Origin of the sequence: Clostridium bowmanii (genome assembly GCF_018861315.1) — a bacterium.
GTDB classification, from domain to species: domain Bacteria; phylum Bacillota; class Clostridia; order Clostridiales; family Clostridiaceae; genus Clostridium_AD; species Clostridium_AD bowmanii.
The window spans coordinates 129,158-148,020 of the sequence record NZ_JAHLDL010000009.1 but is presented as its reverse complement, the minus strand read 5'-3'; the positions used below and the strand labels follow the sequence as shown (position 1 = coordinate 148,020).

The following is an 18,863-nucleotide window of genomic DNA, read 5'->3' as shown; positions in this document are numbered from 1 at the left end:
TTAGGGTAGGAACTATCCGAAGTAAGACGCCCATGGAGTTAGTAGGTATGTCATAGGTTGTTATGTTAAGGGTTACGAGGACGTAGATGTGGGAAAATTTATTGGCAACAATAGAAGCTCGTGACTTCAGTCATGGGAGGTTCACGAGTTTTTACTGGAAAGACCGAAGCTTCTCATGAATATTTTAAAAAGAATGGGTGAAAAAATAAATGAACAAAATCAATGTTGGAGCAGTTAGCAAATTATGATATAAAACAAAGGCTGATGTACTGGCTAATAAAACTGGCTAATGAATTTGGAAATGAGAAAGGCGAAATTATAACCATTGACCTGGCTCTAAGTCATCAGGAATTGGCCAATATGATTGGTTCTACTAGAGAATCTGTTACATCAACATTAAACGAATTAGTTAAGGAAGAGGTTATAATAATGGGAAGAATGAGCATTAGCTTAAGAAAAGAAATGCTGTCAGTATTTCAGTAAGTATATATTTCTACGAATAAACTTAAGGGGAGTATAAATCATGAAGTATGATTATCATATTATTGTTATTGGAGCGGGAAGTGCAGGTCTAGTAGTCGCTTCAGGTGCAGCAACTCTTGGCGCAAAGGTTGCACTTATTGAAAGAGAAGAGATGGGTGGGGATTGTCTTAATGCTGGCTGCGTGCCAAGTAAGGCATTTTTAAAGTGCGCTCATTTAGCGAAGGATATAAGAAAAGCACAGAAGTTTGGCTTAGAATCTACTATAAAGGAAGTGAATCTAGCTGATATAATGGAAAGAGTAAAATCTGTGATAAAGGAAATAGAGCCACATGATTCAAGAGAAAGATATGAAAGTCTTGGAGTGGATGTAATCACTGGGCAGGGAGAAATGCTAGATAGTCATACTATTAAAGTAGGAGAAAGAATAATTACTTCTAAATCTATTGTTATTGCTACTGGGTCCCAGCCCGTTGTTCCTAAAATTAAAGGATTAGAAGATGTCTCCTATTTAACTAACAGAAATATATTCGAATTAGAAAAATTGCCCAAGCATCTTGTCATTCTAGGTGGCGGACCTATAGGTCTAGAACTTGGTCAAGGTTTTAGACACCTAGGTTCAAAAGTAACTATTATTGATATGAGTACTAGTTTGTTTGGAAAAGATGATGCAGAGGTTGGTCCTTTAATGGAAAAGGTATTCATTGAAGATGGAATTGATTTAAAGTTAAAATCAAAAATTATAGAGGTTAAAAAAAGCAATGAAAACATAATTGTGGTAATTGAAAGGGGAGGCAAAACCGAGGAAATAACTGGGGATAATCTACTTGTATCCTTAGGAAGAAGACCAGTTACCTACGGACTAGGACTTGAAAAAGCTAAAGTAGAATTAACTGAAAGAGGTTTTGTTGTAGTTAACAAAAAACTTCAAACTAATATTAATAACATATATGCCTGTGGAGATGTAACAGGTCCTTATCAGTTTACACATATGGCGGGATACCAGGCAGGTATTGTAATTAGAAATATTATTTTTCACCTTGGTTCAAAGGTTGATTATTCAGCAGTACCCTGGACAACATATACAAAACCAGAAGTGGCACATGTGGGATATACAGAGACTATGGCAAAGGAACTTGGACTATTTGGAGAAGCTATTGTAGTTCCTCTTAATGAGATTGATAGAGCTAAAACAGAAAATGATAGAATTGGTTTTTTAAAACTTATCTTAGGAAAGACAGGAAAAATAATTGGGGCTACATTGGTGGGAGAGAAAGCCGGTGAAATAATTCCTTTAGCTACCCTGGCAATTAAGAAAAAACTTAAGGCAACAACCTATCTAAACATGATATTTTCTTACCCAACAGAAGCTGAAATTTTTAAATTTGCATCTCTGAAGGTTTTAAAGAATTCATTTAAAGATTGGCAGAATAAACTTATAAAATTAATTTTTTTAAGATAATTAATTTTTACAAAGAATATTTCTCGCAGGGTAAATTAGATTAATAAATTAAAACATGCATTAAAGATATTAGTAGAGGCAGCTGAAAAATGAAATTTAGCTGCTCTTTTTAAGTAGATTATGGGTCCATTGTTATGTGAAAAATTTTACATAATAATTTATTGATTTGATTTATAATATACAAATAACACATTAAATTATTCTAATAGAGAGGTAGATAAAAATGAATAACATAAGTTTAAAAGAAGAAATTCAAAAATTAAAAGATATTGCCAAGGAAAAAATCACCGATGAAATAAAAGAAGTATTTAACAAAGCTATAAAGGAGCTACAAGAAACAGGAAAGGTAAAAGGAATAAAAGCCGGTGGCAAGGCCCCTAACTTTACATTAAAAGATACTTTAGGAAATGATATAGAGTTATACGAGAAATTAAAAAACGGTCCAGTAGTACTTACTTTTTACAGAGGGGTTTGGTGTCCGTATTGTAATCTTCAACTTAGAGCTTATGAAAATATATTTCCTCAAATACAAGCAGAAGGTGCTGAACTTATAGCCATAAGCCCACAAAAACAAGATTTATCAATTAGTGTAGCGGAAAAGAATAATCTTACTTTTAAACTCCTAACCGATATAGAAGGAGGAGCTTCAGAAAAATATAATATATTGTTTGAAGTGCCTACTTATTTACGAGAAGTTTATGAACAAATGGGAGTAAATCTTTCAGAGTATAATATGGGTGAAAAATGGTCACTGCCGTTAGCTGCTACCTTTATAATTGATAGAAATGCTTTAATTCGTTATTCTTTTGTAAATGTAGACTATACAGAGAGAATGGAGCCTGTAGATATCTTGAGTATATTGTCTATAATAAAATAACAATATTTTAATGTTGCAGATTCGAAGAAGATGGTTTAACTATAAGAATTGTTTAAAAGGTGGCGTTAAAATGATTGATACTAGATGGCGTGGAGGATTTGAGCCTATGTTTAATTTCCTTTCAAGAATTTTAGTCCGTTTAAAAATAAAACCCAATGCTATAACAATAGCAGCTTTTGCTATAGGTTTGTTTTCAGCTATATGTATAGGATTTAATAAACCCATAATAGCACTAATTTTATTGTGGATTTCCGGTCTTTTGGATGCGCTAGATGGCAGTGTTGCAAGACTTACAGGCAAATCTTCTGCGGGAGGAGCTTACATGGATCTTATTTTTGACAGAATGGTAGAAGCTTTTATTATTCTTGGATTCACCATTCTTGCTCCTACAAATTACATTGCCTACATCTTGTTCTATATTTCAGTGATTTTCAATTTTACAACATTCATTGTAGCGGGAGCTCTATTTAAGAATGATTCTGAAAAAAGCATGCATTATGATACTGGAATAGCAGAACGGACGGAAACATTTATAGTTTTTTCACTAATGTTAATATTCACAAATCATATAACTATAATACTTATGATATTCAACGTTATTATATTTTTAACAGGAATTATAAGATTTCACAAAGTAATTAAATATAGTAAAACATTACATTAATTTACTAAAGATTTAATGGGTTAAGAATTTGGAGGGTAATTCAATGGCGTTTAAGAAGTTAATTAAAAAACATATTATTTATTTGGTTTCATTGGTTGCGGTATTATATTTTATTTATATATATAGGGCAAATTTTAAAAATATAATTGATACTCTCTCTAAGGGATCCATAGAACAGGTTGCAAATATCATTAGATCATGGGGCATTGGTGCACCCATATTAAGTATTCTACTTATGCTTCTACAAGCATTTATAGCTCCAATTCCTGCTTTCTTAATTACCGGGGCTAATGGAGCAGTTTTTGGTATTTGGTTTGGAACTCTAATATCTTGGTTTGGGGCTATGCTTGGAGCTTTAGGAACATTTTATTTATCAAGGCTTTTTGGAGAAGCTTTTGTGAAAAAATTTGAATCAACAAAGGGGTTATGGGAAAAAGTTGATGAAATAAGTAATAAACAAGGTTTTAAGGTTATAATAGTTGGAAGATTATTACCCTTTATTTCTTTTGATTTTTTAAGCTATGCGGCAGGCTTAAGTAATATGAAGTTAACCCCGTTTTTGGTTGCTACAGGAATTGGTATGATACCTGGGACCATCGCCTATGTAGTTTTAGGTAATGAAATGTCTAAACTCAGCTCTTATTCAAAGATAATTACTATGATAGTTATATCAGCTATTATTATATTTATATTTAGTTATATTATAAAAGTGATAATGAAAAAGAAAACTAAATAACATATGCTTTTTAATGATTTGGGAATTTGTAAGAAAATTACAAAAGGAGAGAGAAAACATGAAAATTAGAAAAATTTCAGTAATATTACTTGCTCTTGTCATGCTTTCGGGGTGTTCTTCTAATAAATTCTTAAGTAGTACCCCGGCAAAATTCACTTCATGGGAAAATGTGGAGAATCAAGGTAAAAACAAAGAGGCCACAATTTTAATGTGGGGGGGGAATGATAGCATCAACAAATACATGGACGGGTTTGTGGCTCAAAATGTGAAGGAGATGTACGGAATAACACTTAAGAGAGTGCCTATGAGTGCACCTGAGTTTATAACAAAACTTCTAAATGAGAAAAAAGGTAGCGTAAATAAAGGCACCGCAGATCTGCTATGGATCAACGGAGAAAATTTTAGAACTGCAAAGCAAGGCGAGCTTATATGGGGACCCTTCACTGAACTTTTACCAAACCTAAAGAAGTATTATGATGTAAATGCTGATGATTTAAAGTTTGATACTGGTATTCCCATAGAAAGCTCTGAAGCCATCTGGGGTAGAGCGCAGCTTGTACTGACTTACGATTCTAAAGTAGTTCCTGCTCCACCGAAAAGCTTTAAGGAATTGATGCAGTGGGTTAAAAAGAACCCTGGTAAATTTACGTATCCAAAGCTTCCCGATGATTTTGTAGGAGTTTCCTTTATCAGAACTGCCTACTACGAGCTTACGGGAAAAAGCGATGTTTTCCAAAAGGATATGACTAAGGAGGAGTTCCAACAGATCTCAAAGCCAGTAGTTGCTTACTTTAAGGAAATGAACAAGTATCTGTGGAGAGAAGGAAAGGCATTGCCAGCAACTCAGGCCCAGCAAGATGAGCTTTTCAAAAATGGTGAAATTGCCATGACTATGGGATTTGAAATAGGTAAAACTGCAGGGCTTGTAAAAAAAGGTGAATATCCAGAAACAGTAAAAAGCTTTGTTTTTGATACAGGAACTATAGGAAATTCGCATTATCTTGCGGTGCCTTATAATTCGCCAAACAAGGCAGCTGCACTACTTGTAATTGATTTTCTACAAAGCCCAAAAGCTCAAATAGAAAAATTGAAAGCAGAAGTCTGGGGAGATATGGCAGCCTTAGATGTAAGTAAGCTAAGTGATGATCAAAATACGCAGCTTAAAGCTGTAGAGGCAGGTCCGGGTGCGCTTTCCACTAAGGAACTTTCACAGCATAGACTTCCAGAAATGAAATCCCAATATATCGACTGGATCAAGGAAATATGGATAAGCGAAATCGGAGGGAAATAATGCATTTTAAGAGGATTACACCTTATGCACTTTTATCACCTATTTTGATATTGTATATTATGCTAATTGGTGGCGGACTTATAGAAACTGTAAAGGAAAGCATGGGTTATATTCCTGTTCTAGGATTTAATACTTTTAACCTAGACAGCTACAGTGAGATATTTAGACAAAGTGGATTCATTCGGGATATGCTGTACTCTTTCTATATAGCGACCTCGGCCACAATTTTATCTACTTTTCTTGGAATCATCATTGCCTACTGTTTTGTTACCTCAAGAAATTCACGCGTCAAGTCTATGGTTAAGAAAACCTTGCAAATGGGGCTAATTATTCCCTATCTGTATGTGGTATTCTTAGCAACGTTAACTCTAAGTCAAACAGGATTTGTTTCTAGACTTATGTACAATATAGGAGTACTGAAGGATTTGCAAAGCTTTCCAGAACTTATTTTTGACAGGAGGGGACTGGGTATAATATGGGTGTACATATTCAAAGGCACACCCTTTATAGCATTATTTGTACTTAATGTCATGTCCAAAATAAGTAGCACATATGAAGATGTTGCAAAATCTTTGAGTGCTAGTGGACTCACTATCCTTCGTAAAATTTATATACCGCTAAGCTCCGGAGCAATAATATGGTCATCCTGTATAGTATTTGCATATGCACTAGGCTCCTTTGAGGTACCATATCTGTTAGGAAGCATTTCACCAGTATCTCTGTCATCAAAACTTTATAGCTTGTTCATTAATCCTGACCTGAGTGCGCTCCCAAAAGGCATGGCAATGAACGTAATTCTGCTTATACTTGGAGGCACAATTGTAGGGGTCTATGCTATGCTTTTAAAAATTTTGCTTAAGGGGAGGAGATCATGAAGAAGTTGATTTTAATTATAACAGCCATTATTATATTATTTCCTATGACACTGGTATTTCTACTATCTATTTTTTCATACTACCGTTATCCACTTTTGTTTCCGAATAAATTCACCCTGGCATTATGGGGAAATATTATACTGGGAAATTCTCAGTTTTATATCAGTGTGTTAAATAGTATTGTCATTGGAACGCTAAACGGAATACTGGCTACACTAGTAGGAATTATGACAGCAAGAGCCTTAGTTAAATATAAATTCTTTGGGGATAAGTTTATAAAAATATTTTTTTCACTACCATTATTTATACCCTCAATCGCGCTTTTTATGGGTGTTCATTTGATGATGATAAAATTCCATTTGATTAACAGCTTAACTGGGGTGGTACTTACTCACATGCTTGTTTCAGTGCCGTATGCTACAAGTATTTTTATATCCTTTTTCAAGGGTATTAATCCAGATATGGAAAATGTGGCAAGAACCATGGGATGCACGCAAACAAAGATATACTCAAGGATATTACTTCCACTTTTGGCTCCAGGAATATATCTATCCTTTTCTATTGGGTTTCTTATTTCTTTCTCTGAATATTTTTCAACCTTTCTAATAGGGGGAGGCAAGGTGCGGACCTTATCTTCTATGCTGTATCCTTATATAAGCAACGGTGATACAGGAAATGCAGCGGTACTCGGGGTAATATTTATTTTAATTAATATATTTGTGTTTTTTATTACAGATTTTTTGTCCCATAAAAAAAATAAGATAGAGAATTACTTATTTGAATAATAAGGAATGATGCAAAATTGAAGGGAGTGCAAAATAGAATGATAAAAGAAATTAAAAAGAGAAAAAGGTTTATATGAAAATTATTCTTAATAATATTTCAAAAACCTATGGAGTGCAAAATATTCTGGATAATATCAGTCTTAAAGTTGAAGAGGGTGCACTACTATCAATTTTAGGAGAATCGGGTGCAGGCAAAACAACTATTCTACGTATAATAGCAGGACTTCTTACACCTGATACAGGAAATGTTATCATCGATGATACAGATATAACTAAGCTTATTCCAGAAAAAAGGGACATTGGGTATGTTTTTCAGTCACCTTTACTTTTTCCTCATATGACCATTGAAGAAAACATATGCTTTGGCCTTGAAGTGAAAAAGTGGGATAAAAAACGAATGATGGAGAGAACCAAGAAGCTTCTTAAATTGTTACAGATTGAAGAGCTTGAACACAGGATGCCCTCTGAGATTTCAGGAGGACAACAGCAGAGGGTTGCAATAGCAAGAGCACTTGCACCGCAGCCCAAAATTTTACTTATGGATGAGCCATTTTCTAGTCTTGATCCTGGACTTAGGAGCGAAATGGGTGAACTAATAAAAAAAATACAGGCCACTGAGGGAGCCACCATTATTTTTGTTACCCACGACAGAAATGAAAGCCTTGCGCTATCTAACTCCATTGCCTTCATTGTAGAGGGGCATATAGCACAAATAGATTCGCCACAAAATATTTATTATAAACCTATAAATAAAACTACAGCCTTGTATATGGGAGAGTGCAACTTCATTCCAGGTAAAATGGATGGTAATCTTTTCAAAAGTGTTATCGGTAGTTTTGAAGCTGAGACAAGTGCAAGTGAAAATTTAGAATTATTACTAAGACCACATCAGATTGTATTTGATTTTAGTGGAAATGATTATACTATCGAAAAGTGTAGCATAAGGGGCAAAGAAGTAACCTATACCGTTTCAAATGGCAAGATAAGTCTCCAGGTTGAAAATTTTTCAAATCAGGTTTTAAAACTAGGACAAAGGGTAGGGCTTATATTTCCTAGGAATAACCTTCACTTTGTACAAAAGGAAGAGGGTGAATATTATGCAAAAGACTAAAAAATTACTTTTAGTGGGTGGTGGGCATGCCCATGTATTTCTTATAAAGCAGTTTTATTTGAAAAACATTCCAGGGCTTGAGGTTGTTCTTGTGACTGCAGGTCAATATCAGTATTACTCAGGGATGGCTGCTGGATATGTGGAAGGAATCTACAAAGAGGAGGACATGTCCTTTGATATAAGGAAAATGTGCCATAAGAGTAGGATCAAATATATAGAGGGTAGGATAACTGGAATTGATGTTGAAAATAAATGTGTTAAATTAGAAAATCATGAAACAATATCTTTTGATGTGATTTCTGCGGATACAGGGTCTGAAATGGCTGGTAAAAATACTCAGGGAGTTGTGGAATATGCATATTGTGTTAAGCCATTAGAAAACCTATTTAAGCTTCGAGAAAATTTTATAGAGAAGATGGGTGAAAAAAGTCAGGTGGTAATAGTAGGTGCTGGAGCTGCCGGGATCGAAATAGCATTTGCGTTAAAAGCCTTGTCATGCAAAATGAAGAAAAATGTAGAAGTCACTTTAGCACACAGTGGGAATTTAATATTAAAGGGGTACAATGAAAATGTCAGAGAAAAGACCTTAAAAAAGCTTGAGAAAGATAAAATTAAAATTTTGCCTCTGAGTAAAATATCAAGTGTTTCAGAAAATAATCTCACTATAGAATCTGGAAAACAAATAAAATATGATTTTTTAGTATGGGCTGCCGGACCAAAGTCAAATTCGATGTATAAGGATTCTGGGTTTACAGTTGATAAGGCTGGTTATATGGTGGTAAATCGTTATCTTCAGTCCGTTGACTATCCGTTTATTTTCGGAGCGGGTGACTGTATTTCTTTTTCTGATTTCAAATATGTAAAGAAGGTTGGTGTTTATGCTATTCGCGAAGCTCCATACTTGCTTAATAATATACTGAAATTTATAGGCAATGAAGAATTAAAAGAATATATACCTCAGATAGACTACCTGGCTATTATATCTGCTGGGAATAAAAAAGGAATTATGCAGTATAAGGGAATGGCTAAGATGGGGAGACTAAGCTGGAAATTGAAGGACTATATTGACCGTGGATTTATGGAAAAGTTTAAATACTATGAATAGTTTAACAACTTATGGTGTGGTTAGAAAATATAAGTATGGAGCATAGTCAAATATGAGGGTTATAAAAAGGATAGCAAACTTATCGTATGCCACCCTTTTGCCACCGCTCTATAAAATATAATTAGATATAATTAGTTAATATTTAATCATAAATAATAATTTACACCTCATAAATGGCTCAATACCAATGATTATGTGATTATTTAGGATATATAAAGATAAGCTAAAATACAAGGTATAAATATATATTCAAAGCGGAAATGTTAGCTTTGAGTATGGAATAAAGATACCATAGAGATAGCTAATGAAATGAGGAAAAAATAGGGAAACCTTTGGATTTCAGGTGAAAACAATTATTCGTACAGATGAGGAACTTAGAAATATAGTGAATAATAATCCTTTTATAAAACAAGCAAATATTGAAATTGATAAATTATATATTACCCTTATGGTCGAAATACCGGACCCGAGCATTGGACAAATGAAAGTCTCAGTTTTGAAATCAACCTTGGTTTTGTTGAAACGCAAATCAAAAACTTTGCACCGAAGTTGCCCGCGGCCACCGGTGTTATCGTAGATATAGGTGTGAGGAGCACCACATTGAGGGCACACAGTATCCGGTGATACAGGGTTTTTACCACGAGAATTGACAGGCTTTTTTTCCTTACAATGAGTAGTATTATATTCACTTAATAGTTGTTTGTAATCAAGTCTTTTAAAGGTCTTTATGATAGGTGATTTATCTACAATATGTTTATTGTATTTAGGGCTTGTCATATCGTATTTCAGTTTACTAAGAGGTATATTTTTCGCAATAAAAATAAGTAATTGATTTATTTGAGAAAGTAATAGTTGATTATATTTAACTAATATTGATATAATTGTACTCATGATGACACCTTCCTTTTGGAATTTTGTTGGGTTGAGATACAACAATTATACCAAAAAAGAGTGGGTCATTGTTTCTTTGTTATAAAAATAGCTTAAATCCTTGCAAATGCAAGGACTTAAATAAATAAAACAAAGATAGTGTTAACACTATCCAGCTATGATTGGCGGTCTGTTTATGGGTGTTATGAATAACGGGATGTCACTTATGGGAGTAGGAATTGACTGGCAGCAGACTATTAAAGGTTTGGTATTGTTACTTGCTGTAGCATTTGATGTATATTCAAAATCAAAAAATGCATAAATAAATGTATATAAGATTTTAGAGAGAAGGGAAGACGTTTATGTCACCAACTAACATTATATTTGGGCTTATGGTTATAGCAATGGGGATATATGCTATTGTATTTAATAAATATCCTGGCAAAGAAATTTCTTATGAGAATGCAAAGAAGAAATTCAACACAGTTAATGAACGAAGAGTAACCGTGTTTGATGGAGTATTTTGTATAATATTTGGTGTAGCATATGCGTCACTGGGAATGATTTTTTTAGTAATACTAATGCTTGCCTATTATCCCGTAAGAACAATATTTTTAAAATTTAGGATTATATAGTGTATTAATTTCCTATTAGCTTTAAAAAAATGTATAATTGAATTGAGAGGCTGTTGAATTTATTATAACTTCATGGCCTCTACTTTTTTGAGGGGGGAATATTGAATTATGAGTATAAAAAAAGATTTTGGAATTGTAGATGGAAAGTCTGTATATCTATTCACTATTAAAAACTCCAAGGGTATGGTGGCAAAAATCACTAATTATGGAGGGACCTTAGTATCTGTAATGGTTCAGGACAATAAAGGTGAGTTAGGTGATGTGGTTTTAGGCTATGAAAAGGTTGAAGATTATATAAAGTATAATTACTTTTTGGGGGCAACAGTAGGTCGAGTTGCTAACAGGATAGAAAATTCGAGTTTTGAGCTAAATGGAACTCAGTACAAATTAGCTAAAAATGAAGGCGAAAATCATATACATGGTGGAATAGTTGGGTTTGATAAAGTAGTTTGGGAAGAAAAGCAACAAGTGAAAGAATCTGATGAGTGCATTGAATTATCTTATCTAAGTATTGATGGGGAGGAAGGGTACCCAGGAAATCTTAATGTAAGAGTTAAATATACAGTTACAGAGGATAATGAACTTAAAATAGAGTATTTTGCTATTTCAGATAAGGATACTATAGTAAATCTTACTAATCATTCTTATTTTAATCTGACAGGGCAAGGCTCAGGTGATATTTTAAAACATAAGCTTATGATCAATTCCGATAAATTTACTATTAATAATAAATTATCCATTCCCACTGGTGAAATAGCCAAGGTAGACAATACACCAATGGATTTTAGAGTGCTTACCTATATAGGTGAGAATATTTCTAGTGATTATGAGCAAATTGTGTTTGGTAATGGTTACGATCATAACTGGATAATTAATAATAGTAGTGAAAAATTAAACAAGGCAGCTGAAGTCTACGATGAGAAAAGTGGACGGGTTATGGAAGTTTATACAACTAAACCTGGAGTGCAGTTCTATTCTGGGAACTTTCTAAAAGGGTTGGAACCAGGGAAAGGCGGCACCACTTATTATAAAAGAGGTGGGTTATGTCTCGAAACTCAGTATTTTCCTAATGCCATTAACAATGAAAATTTTCCTTCACCAATACTTAAAGCAAATGAGAATTATGAACATAGCACCATATATAAATTCTCTATTAGATAATATCCCCTCTGGGGTCTTACCGAGAATATAGATAAGGGTTAAAATAATATTTAGAAATTTTCATTTGTTAACAAATGTTTTTACACGCAAAAAAAGTATATATTACGGATAATGCATTGAAGCGAGCTTTAGAACTTCTTATTTTATTTTTAATTGATCTACACTCAGAAAAATATATGTTTGAGCGAGGCAGCGAGTTTATATTTTTTAGCAGATTAATTAAAAATAAAATTAGTAGTTCTTAGCAAAATGAATGCATATATAGTAATATATATTTTTTTCTTTTTTATTCTATTTCATTTTAAAGCCTTGCCCTTCTAAAAAGTTTTTCATGTGGGGTCTTTGAGGTTTATCCATTAGATTAGATACTTGACTTGTCCATGTGTCTGATCTTTTTCCCTGAGTTCTCTTTTTATAATAAGCACTAATTTTTGAGTCATATTTTTCTATTTTTTCAGCATCACCAGTTGTATTGTACTCATCTGTTTTAAAGATTACGTCTAGAGGTAGCCTTGTTTTTATATCTGGTGCTTGATCTGGATAACCAATACACATTCCAAATACAGGGTATACTCCAGAAGGTATATTTAAAAGTTTACATACTTGTGAGGGATTATTTCTTATACCACCTATGTATACTCCACCTAGTCCTAATGATTCAGCAGCAATTAAAGCATTTTGGGCGGCGAGAGTAGCATCTACTGTTGCTACAATAAAAGTTTCAGTGTATCCTTCTAACATAGTTTTATGGTTAATTTCACAAGAGGTTTTAATCCGATTTAGATCCGCACAATATATTAAAAATAATGGACATTCTTCCACATAAGTTTGATCGCCTGCAAGATGTGCTATAGCTTTTCGCTTAGATTTATCTACTACACTTATAATTGTATAAGCTTGAATAAAACTAGAAGTAGGGGCACTTTGCGCACATTCTATTATTGCCTTTATTTTTTCTGCTTCTATAGGTTGATCTTTATATTTTCTTATGGAACTGTGAGCTTTTAATAAATTTATTGTTTCATTCATATTATCTACCACCTTATATTAAATTTAGAAACTTTTTCATATGCCAATAATATACCACAAACTAATGAAAAGGAAATGAACATTTCAAAAGATGTATATAAAAAAAGCTACCACTATAAAAAATCAATGGTAGCTTTTTTGTGTTAAGAACAATATAGTAATGTTTAATATTTATTTTTAATATACATCTTATATTTGTTTTGTTTTAAAAGTTCCTTCAGTAGAAATATTAGGATTAAATACATGTTCTATCCTAGGTAAGGATATTCCTAAAGTTTCGCGTAGTACGTCCTCTACAGTTTCTACTGTTTTTATTGATAATTGATTTTTAATTTCTTCAGGTACATCTTTTAGGTCAATTAAATTATCTTTTGGAATTAATATCTTCGTTATTCCAGCCCTTTGAGCTCCTAGTAATTTTTCCTTAAGTCCTCCTATTGGAAGTACTGCTCCTCTTAATGTAATTTCTCCAGTCATTGCAAGCTTTGAATCTACCTTTATGCCTGTAACAAGGGATGCAAGTGCAGTGAATAAGGTAATTCCAGCTGAAGGACCATCCTTAGGAGTAGATCCTGATGGAACATGAATATGAAGATCTCTTTCCTTAAAGTTTATAGTATTAACTGGTAACCTTGACTTAAGTAGGCTTAGTGAAATCTTTGCAGATTCTTTCATAACGTCGCCTAGTTGACCAGTTAAGGTAATCTGTCCAGTTCCTATCATGTCTGTAGCTTCAATGAAAAGTATTTCTCCGCCTACAGCTGTCCAAGCGAGACCTGTAACTACTCCCGGTGGGTTATCCACTTGAGCCTTATCATGGCTTGAAACCTTTCTTCCAAGTAAATCATCTAGCATTTCCACAGTAACTTTAAATGGTAATTCTACAGTATTTGTTACAATTTTCTCTGAGGTAACTCGGGCTAAAGCAGCTATCTGCTTTTTCAGTCCACGAACTCCAGCTTCTAGAGTATACTCACTAATTATTTTTTGTAATGCTTCATCTTCAATAATTAATTGGTCATTAGTTAATCCATGTTCTTCAAGTACTGAAGGTATCAAGTGGTTTTTACCTATATGAAATTTTTCATTCATAGTATAACTAGATATTTGTATTATTTCCATTCTATCTAGTAGCGGTCTAGGAATGTTGTCTAGGGAGTTAGCTGTTGCTACAAAGAACACCTCAGACAAATCATAAGGTAAATCCAAATAATGATCAGTAAAAGTATTGTTTTGTTCTGGATCTAATACTTCGAGTAGTGCACTGGCTGGATCTCCATTGTAGCCTGTCATTAGTTTGTCCACTTCATCCAAAACCATAACTGGGTTTATTTCTCCTGCCTTTTTAATACTTTGAATAATTCTTCCTGGCATTGCACCTATATAAGTTCTTCTATGACCTCTAATTTCAGCCTCGTCGCGTATTCCACCTAAACTAAGTCTTATATATTTTCTATCAAGAGCCTGTGCGATACTTTTTCCTAAACTTGTCTTACCAGTACCAGGAGGTCCAACTAGTAATAAAATAGAACCTTTTTTATCATTTTTAAGTTTCATAACTGCTAAATGTTGTATTATTCTATCCTTAACTTTTTCAAGACCATAATGCTGTTGATCTAATATACGTCTAGCTTCTCCTAGATTAATAGACTTAGTTTCAGCCTTTTTCCAAGGAAGGGTTACGAGTAGATCTAAATAGTTTCGGATAACATTATATTCAGCGCTACCTTCATTTTGACTTTCTAGTTTTCCAAGTTCATCTAAGGCAGTACTTTTTATTTCCTCTGGCATTTGAGCCTGTTCAATCCTAGTTGCATAATCCTTGTCCTTTTTAGAACCTTCACTTTTTCCTTCATTTAGTTCACTTTGGATAGCTTTCAATTGCTCCCTAAGTACTGATTCTCTATAATTTTTGTTAGCTTTTTCAGTAAATTTTTCTGCCATCTCAAATTGTAGTTTTAGAGATTCCTTCTGTTTTAAGAGGTAATCCATAAACTTAAGTCCTCTCTCTTTTAATGACTGAGTTTCAATTAATTCATATTTTTCTTCATTTGAAAGGGGCATAAATTGAGTAAGATGACCCATGAGGGCATTTAAATCCTTTTGATTCTCAACTATCTTCATAAACTGCTCTGAACCTTTGAAATTCTCACTAACTTCACGAGTAATTTTTTTCACATACTCAAGCATTTCTTCTTGACTCGTTGCATTAAGGTCAATAAGGTCTGGTGCAATTTCAAATTCAACACGAGTAAAACCATTTCCCATACTAAGTTCTTTAATTTCTACTCTATCTAACACTTTAATTTTTACTTGATATCCAGTTTCTGTTTTTTCAATCCCACTTACATTGAAGGAAACACCAATACTATGAAAATCTTCTCGCGTTAACTGACTTTGATTAAAGTTCTGCTTTAAAGGTAATGCAATACTAAATTGTTCCTTTTTAGATAGATTTTCTAGTTCTGCTTCACTAATGTTTTTTAGTTTTAGTGTATAAGCCATTCCTGGTAATAAAACTATGTCCGATACAGGTATTACCATTCCATCTTTATTTTTACTATCTATATTCATCATTATAATCATCCTTTCTTTAATAATATTCATAAGTGAATGTTCGTTTAATTATTTATTGATTAATAGCGAGATATTCTGCAATTAACGCATCACCTAAGGTGCTGAAATATTAACAATGCTACTAATGTAGTTAATATTTTTACAAAACTTTCTCGCTTTAATAGTGCGATTTTTATTATTATACAAGAAGGGCATCTTGAATTATTGTAATCATTTCTTCAAGAAGCGAAGCTTGTTCAAATTCTCCAATACATTGTTTAATAGCAATAGATTTTATTGGGTAAAATATTATAGCTATTAAATTATCATTTCTATAGTTTTTAATTATTCTTTTCTGTTTCATCGCTTCTAGCAGTGAGTTTAAATTATTAGTGTTCTTTTGCTCTGAACATTGACTAGCAAGCGCTGGGCAACTTGAGAATTGATCTACAAAATGAAATATTTCACCGTGTTCTTGTATATAGGTATAATAGCCTCTAGTTAGTATTTCAATTAGTTCATGTCCATCCATTTCTGCGTATATCTTGCTAAGTAATGAGTCTACAATTTCTTCGGAATACTCAATATATATATCCCTTAGCATTACCTCTTTATTTTCGTAATAAATATAAACAGTAGCGGGGGAGACCCCTGCCTCTTTTGCAATCTTTGAAATAGAAGTACCATGAAAACCTTGTTCTAGTATTAGCTTAATCACTGCTTCTTTTATGCTCTTTTCCTTTTCGTCATCTTTTCTTCTCATTGGATCACCTCTAATAATTATATAATAAACGACCATTCGTTTATTGTCAATAGATTATTTAATTATTTATTTTATACTTGTGTTGTGGTCTTCCTACCTTACCATATTCTATTAATTTTTCTACTTTTCCTTCCTTATTCATATATTCTAAGTATTTTCTGCAAGTTACCCTGGCAATGCCTAAAAGCTCACCTAATTCTTCAGGGGTAGTGTATTCTGCTCCAATTTTTTTGATTTGTTGCCATATCGTTCTGTAAGTATATTTATTTAATCCTTTTTCTAAATCTGAATTATTCTCTCCCACCTCTGAAAACTCCTTGCTACTTGAAAGGTACTTATCTACTTCACATTGCTGAATTTCATTTGTCTTTTTTAAACTATAATATCTATCTTTAAACTCAAGTAGTGATTCTTTGAATCTATCTAAGGTAAAGGGTTTTATTAAATAATCCCGGGCTCCGTAGCGAAAGGCCTCTTGAACTCTAGAAGTGGTGTTATCTGCAGTAATTAAAATAACATCTACGTTTATTTCTCTAGACCTAAGTAGCTTTAAAAAATCCATGCCATTTTCATTAGGAAGATAGATATCAAGCAAAATTAAGTCTGGTTTTTTACTTTTCATACAACTCTTAGCATCTGTAAGATTACTAGCAGCCATAGTTAACTCAAAGCCTTCCACTTTACTTAAAAACTTCGTATTGATATCACGTACCATAGGGTCATCTTCAATAATCATCACTTGAATCATAGTAATCTACTCCTTTTCATTGGTATGCTTACATTCCACATGGTTCCATTTTCTAGACTAAATTCAATTGTGCCTTGCATCTCATCAATAATATTTTTGACAATATACATACCCATTCCACGCTGACCAACTTTTGTAGTTGCCCCCATATCATATATTCTGTTTTGGATTTCCTCAGCAATACCTGGACCATTGTCCATTATATTAATTTTTAAGGCATCATCCATTTCAGAAATTTTAATAGAAACGGTTCCACTTCCATCCGTGCGGACCACATCAAAAGAATTCTCAACTAAATTACCAATAACAGAGCCCAGTTCATCTTCGCTCATATACTGTGGTAATTCATTTAAACTACATCCTGGGTCAATTTTAAAGGATATTCTAGTTTCTTCTGCCTTGTTGTATTTTGAAAACAGTAAGGCTGCGATAGATACATTCTTGATTCCATAAGTAAGAATACTACTGATTTCACTTCGAGTTTTAGCAATATTAGATATGAATTTTACAGCTTCCTCGTATTCTTCCAGTTGTATAAGTCCAGATATAGTGTGAAGCTTATTCATAAATTCATGATTTTGTGCTCTAAGAGACCAAGCCATTTTTTTTATGCCTGTAAGTTCTTCAGCCATTTTTTTAACTTCCGTTAAATCTCTAAAATTCATTACTATTCCAATTACTTCATCTTTAGCATTTTTAAGGGGATTATATTTGCACAAAATTGTTAGACCAGGTCTTACTTTAAGTTCTATATTTTCATAATACTTTCCTTCTTCTAGAACCTTGGAAATCTTATTTTCATAAGTGAGGTTTGAGATTGGTTTGCCTATATCTTCATTTACTAGTTGTAAAATTTCTCCCGCTTCCTTATTAAATAAGGTGATTTTGCCGTCTTTATCTACAGCTAAAATTCCTTCCCTTACACTTTCAATTACAGCTTCCTTTTCTTTTAAAATTAAGGCGATTTCTTTTGGCTCTAAACCAAAAATGGATTTTTTAATATTTGAGGATAAAAGAGTTGCAGCTATTACTCCAAGCATTAGCCCTAATAATAAAAATGGGATAAAATTGTCTATTTTTGAATAAATCTCACTATAAACTTCATTAATGGGGCTTCCTACAACTACAGCTCCAATTTGCACGCCATCTTTAAATATGGGGGTAAATGCTCTAAGGGAGATGCCGAGGCTACCCCTTGCTTCTGAAATATATTCATCACCCGTTGTGAGAACACGAATTTCATCTGAACCCTGAATTTTTTCACCTATTTTTTCTTTTGTAGGATGAGAATATCTTATTCCCTTCATATCCATTACTACTATAAATTCAACTTTTGTCTTAGTTCTTATGTTTTCTATTTCATCGCTTAAAGCTTTTTCATTAATTTCACTGGTTCCTTTTAAATAATTTTGTACACGATAACTCATGGACACAGAACTTGCGATATTTAAAAGGTTACGTCCAGCTTGATCTTTAAGAATTACCTTCATCTTATTAAAAGAAAGTAATGATATACTGCCAATAGTCAAAATTAAAATTCCTATTACGAAGCTTGTGATTTTTGTCTTTAATTTCATAATCTTCTCCTCTTAAACCTTTGGGACATTAGGAACATCTATATAAATTATAACATATCTAATATAATAAGAAGTTTGTTAAAAATTATACAAAGTTTTTTTAATCACCACAATACATTTTAAACTTTTAGAATATTT

Annotated in this window: 18 protein-coding genes and 1 pseudogene; 14 read left to right on the top strand and 5 right to left on the bottom strand. The window is 33.0% G+C overall.

Annotated features, from left to right (window positions below; genetic code table 11):
- Positions 1-222: 222 nt before the first annotated feature.
- From KPL51_RS08240 to KPL51_RS08175, 14 genes and pseudogenes are all read left to right on the top strand, one after another.
- Positions 223-483 (top strand): Crp/Fnr family transcriptional regulator, encoded by a 261-nt coding sequence (locus tag KPL51_RS08240; RefSeq protein WP_216159338.1) that lies wholly within the window; start codon positions 223-225, stop codon positions 481-483.
- Between the two features lie 40 nt (positions 484-523).
- Positions 524-1,942 carry a dihydrolipoyl dehydrogenase family protein gene (locus KPL51_RS08235; protein WP_216159336.1) on the top strand — a complete coding sequence of 473 codons (1,419 nt, stop codon included), beginning with the start codon at positions 524-526 and terminating at the stop codon, positions 1,940-1,942.
- 223 nt (positions 1,943-2,165) lie between these two features.
- Entirely contained in the window at positions 2,166-2,819 is a 654-nt protein-coding gene (locus KPL51_RS08230) for a peroxiredoxin-like family protein (protein WP_216159334.1), read from the top strand.
- Between the two features lie 70 nt (positions 2,820-2,889).
- Positions 2,890-3,483, top strand: coding sequence for a CDP-alcohol phosphatidyltransferase family protein (locus KPL51_RS08225; protein WP_216159332.1), 594 nt, complete (start codon positions 2,890-2,892; stop codon positions 3,481-3,483).
- A 43-nt stretch (positions 3,484-3,526) separates the two neighbouring features.
- Positions 3,527-4,219: a TVP38/TMEM64 family protein gene (locus KPL51_RS08220; RefSeq protein WP_216159330.1), complete on the top strand. Its 693-nt coding sequence runs from the start codon at positions 3,527-3,529 to the stop codon at positions 4,217-4,219.
- A gap of 58 nt (positions 4,220-4,277) precedes the next feature.
- On the top strand, positions 4,278-5,510 hold the full coding sequence (locus tag KPL51_RS08215; RefSeq protein WP_216159329.1) for an ABC transporter substrate-binding protein: 1,233 nt from the start codon (positions 4,278-4,280) through the stop codon (positions 5,508-5,510).
- Positions 5,510-6,385, top strand: a complete 876-nt coding sequence (locus KPL51_RS08210) for an ABC transporter permease (protein ID WP_216159327.1) — start codon at positions 5,510-5,512, stop codon at positions 6,383-6,385. The genes KPL51_RS08215 and KPL51_RS08210 overlap by 1 nt, the downstream gene beginning before the upstream one ends.
- Positions 6,382-7,170 (top strand): ABC transporter permease, encoded by a 789-nt coding sequence (locus tag KPL51_RS08205; RefSeq protein WP_216159325.1) that lies wholly within the window; start codon positions 6,382-6,384, stop codon positions 7,168-7,170. The genes KPL51_RS08210 and KPL51_RS08205 overlap by 4 nt, the downstream gene beginning before the upstream one ends.
- A gap of 73 nt (positions 7,171-7,243) precedes the next feature.
- Positions 7,244-8,281: an ABC transporter ATP-binding protein gene (locus KPL51_RS08200; RefSeq protein WP_216159323.1), complete on the top strand. Its 1,038-nt coding sequence runs from the start codon at positions 7,244-7,246 to the stop codon at positions 8,279-8,281.
- On the top strand, positions 8,268-9,386 hold the full coding sequence (locus KPL51_RS08195) for a slr1591 family oxidoreductase (protein WP_216159321.1): 1,119 nt from the start codon (positions 8,268-8,270) through the stop codon (positions 9,384-9,386). The genes KPL51_RS08200 and KPL51_RS08195 overlap by 14 nt, the downstream gene beginning before the upstream one ends.
- A 343-nt stretch (positions 9,387-9,729) precedes the next feature.
- Positions 9,730-9,963, top strand: coding sequence for a hypothetical protein (locus KPL51_RS24480; RefSeq protein ID WP_216159318.1), 234 nt, complete (start codon positions 9,730-9,732; stop codon positions 9,961-9,963).
- 468 nt (positions 9,964-10,431) lie between these two features.
- Positions 10,432-10,578: pseudogene (locus tag KPL51_RS08185) on the top strand (sugar ABC transporter permease); the annotation flags it as partial.
- A 40-nt stretch (positions 10,579-10,618) separates the two neighbouring features.
- Positions 10,619-10,891, top strand: a complete 273-nt coding sequence (locus tag KPL51_RS08180; RefSeq protein ID WP_216159316.1) for a hypothetical protein — start codon at positions 10,619-10,621, stop codon at positions 10,889-10,891.
- A gap of 108 nt (positions 10,892-10,999) precedes the next feature.
- The gene (locus tag KPL51_RS08175; RefSeq protein ID WP_216159314.1) at positions 11,000-12,052 is read left to right on the top strand and encodes an aldose epimerase family protein; all 1,053 of its coding nucleotides are present in this window, start codon (positions 11,000-11,002) and stop codon (positions 12,050-12,052) included.
- Between the two features lie 291 nt (positions 12,053-12,343).
- Here KPL51_RS08175 and nfsA read toward each other — a convergent pair whose 3' ends face one another.
- From nfsA to KPL51_RS08150, 5 genes are all read right to left on the bottom strand, one after another.
- Positions 12,344-13,081 carry an oxygen-insensitive NADPH nitroreductase gene (gene nfsA / locus KPL51_RS08170; protein ID WP_216159312.1) on the bottom strand — a complete coding sequence of 246 codons (738 nt, stop codon included), beginning with the start codon at positions 13,079-13,081 and terminating at the stop codon, positions 12,344-12,346.
- Between the two features lie 189 nt (positions 13,082-13,270).
- Positions 13,271-15,658 carry an endopeptidase La gene (lon, locus tag KPL51_RS08165; protein WP_216159310.1) on the bottom strand — a complete coding sequence of 796 codons (2,388 nt, stop codon included), beginning with the start codon at positions 15,656-15,658 and terminating at the stop codon, positions 13,271-13,273.
- Positions 15,659-15,836: 178 nt separating this feature from the next.
- Positions 15,837-16,400: a TetR/AcrR family transcriptional regulator gene (locus tag KPL51_RS08160; RefSeq protein WP_216159308.1), complete on the bottom strand. Its 564-nt coding sequence runs from the start codon at positions 16,398-16,400 to the stop codon at positions 15,837-15,839.
- A gap of 58 nt (positions 16,401-16,458) precedes the next feature.
- Positions 16,459-17,148 (bottom strand): response regulator, encoded by a 690-nt coding sequence (locus KPL51_RS08155; RefSeq protein ID WP_216159306.1) that lies wholly within the window; start codon positions 17,146-17,148, stop codon positions 16,459-16,461.
- Positions 17,145-18,725 carry an ATP-binding protein gene (locus KPL51_RS08150; protein WP_216159304.1) on the bottom strand — a complete coding sequence of 527 codons (1,581 nt, stop codon included), beginning with the start codon at positions 18,723-18,725 and terminating at the stop codon, positions 17,145-17,147. The genes KPL51_RS08155 and KPL51_RS08150 overlap by 4 nt, the downstream gene beginning before the upstream one ends.
- Between the last annotated feature and the right edge of the window lie 138 nt (positions 18,726-18,863).

What these genes read in the sequence shown, in the direction of transcription:
- KPL51_RS08160 (WP_216159308.1), bottom strand. Translation starts at nt 16,400, where the DNA reads ATGAGAAGAAAAGATGACGAAAAGGAAAAGAGCATAAAAGAAGCAGTG.
- KPL51_RS08225 (WP_216159332.1), top strand. Translation starts at nt 2,890, where the DNA reads ATGATTGATACTAGATGGCGTGGAGGATTTGAGCCTATGTTTAATTTC.
- KPL51_RS08180 (WP_216159316.1), top strand. Translation starts at nt 10,619, where the DNA reads ATGTCACCAACTAACATTATATTTGGGCTTATGGTTATAGCAATGGGG.
- KPL51_RS08215 (WP_216159329.1), top strand. Translation starts at nt 4,278, where the DNA reads ATGAAAATTAGAAAAATTTCAGTAATATTACTTGCTCTTGTCATGCTT.
- KPL51_RS08235 (WP_216159336.1), top strand. Translation starts at nt 524, where the DNA reads ATGAAGTATGATTATCATATTATTGTTATTGGAGCGGGAAGTGCAGGT.
- KPL51_RS08200 (WP_216159323.1), top strand. Translation starts at nt 7,244, where the DNA reads ATGAAAATTATTCTTAATAATATTTCAAAAACCTATGGAGTGCAAAAT.
- KPL51_RS08210 (WP_216159327.1), top strand. Translation starts at nt 5,510, where the DNA reads ATGCATTTTAAGAGGATTACACCTTATGCACTTTTATCACCTATTTTG.
- KPL51_RS08220 (WP_216159330.1), top strand. Translation starts at nt 3,527, where the DNA reads ATGGCGTTTAAGAAGTTAATTAAAAAACATATTATTTATTTGGTTTCA.
- nfsA (WP_216159312.1), bottom strand. Translation starts at nt 13,081, where the DNA reads ATGAATGAAACAATAAATTTATTAAAAGCTCACAGTTCCATAAGAAAA.
- KPL51_RS08175 (WP_216159314.1), top strand. Translation starts at nt 11,000, where the DNA reads ATGAGTATAAAAAAAGATTTTGGAATTGTAGATGGAAAGTCTGTATAT.
- KPL51_RS08240 (WP_216159338.1), top strand. Translation starts at nt 223, where the DNA reads ATGTTGGAGCAGTTAGCAAATTATGATATAAAACAAAGGCTGATGTAC.
- lon (WP_216159310.1), bottom strand. Translation starts at nt 15,658, where the DNA reads ATGATGAATATAGATAGTAAAAATAAAGATGGAATGGTAATACCTGTA.
- KPL51_RS08155 (WP_216159306.1), bottom strand. Translation starts at nt 17,148, where the DNA reads ATGATTCAAGTGATGATTATTGAAGATGACCCTATGGTACGTGATATC.
- KPL51_RS08150 (WP_216159304.1), bottom strand. Translation starts at nt 18,725, where the DNA reads ATGAAATTAAAGACAAAAATCACAAGCTTCGTAATAGGAATTTTAATT.
- KPL51_RS08230 (WP_216159334.1), top strand. Translation starts at nt 2,166, where the DNA reads ATGAATAACATAAGTTTAAAAGAAGAAATTCAAAAATTAAAAGATATT.
- KPL51_RS08195 (WP_216159321.1), top strand. Translation starts at nt 8,268, where the DNA reads ATGCAAAAGACTAAAAAATTACTTTTAGTGGGTGGTGGGCATGCCCAT.
- KPL51_RS08205 (WP_216159325.1), top strand. Translation starts at nt 6,382, where the DNA reads ATGAAGAAGTTGATTTTAATTATAACAGCCATTATTATATTATTTCCT.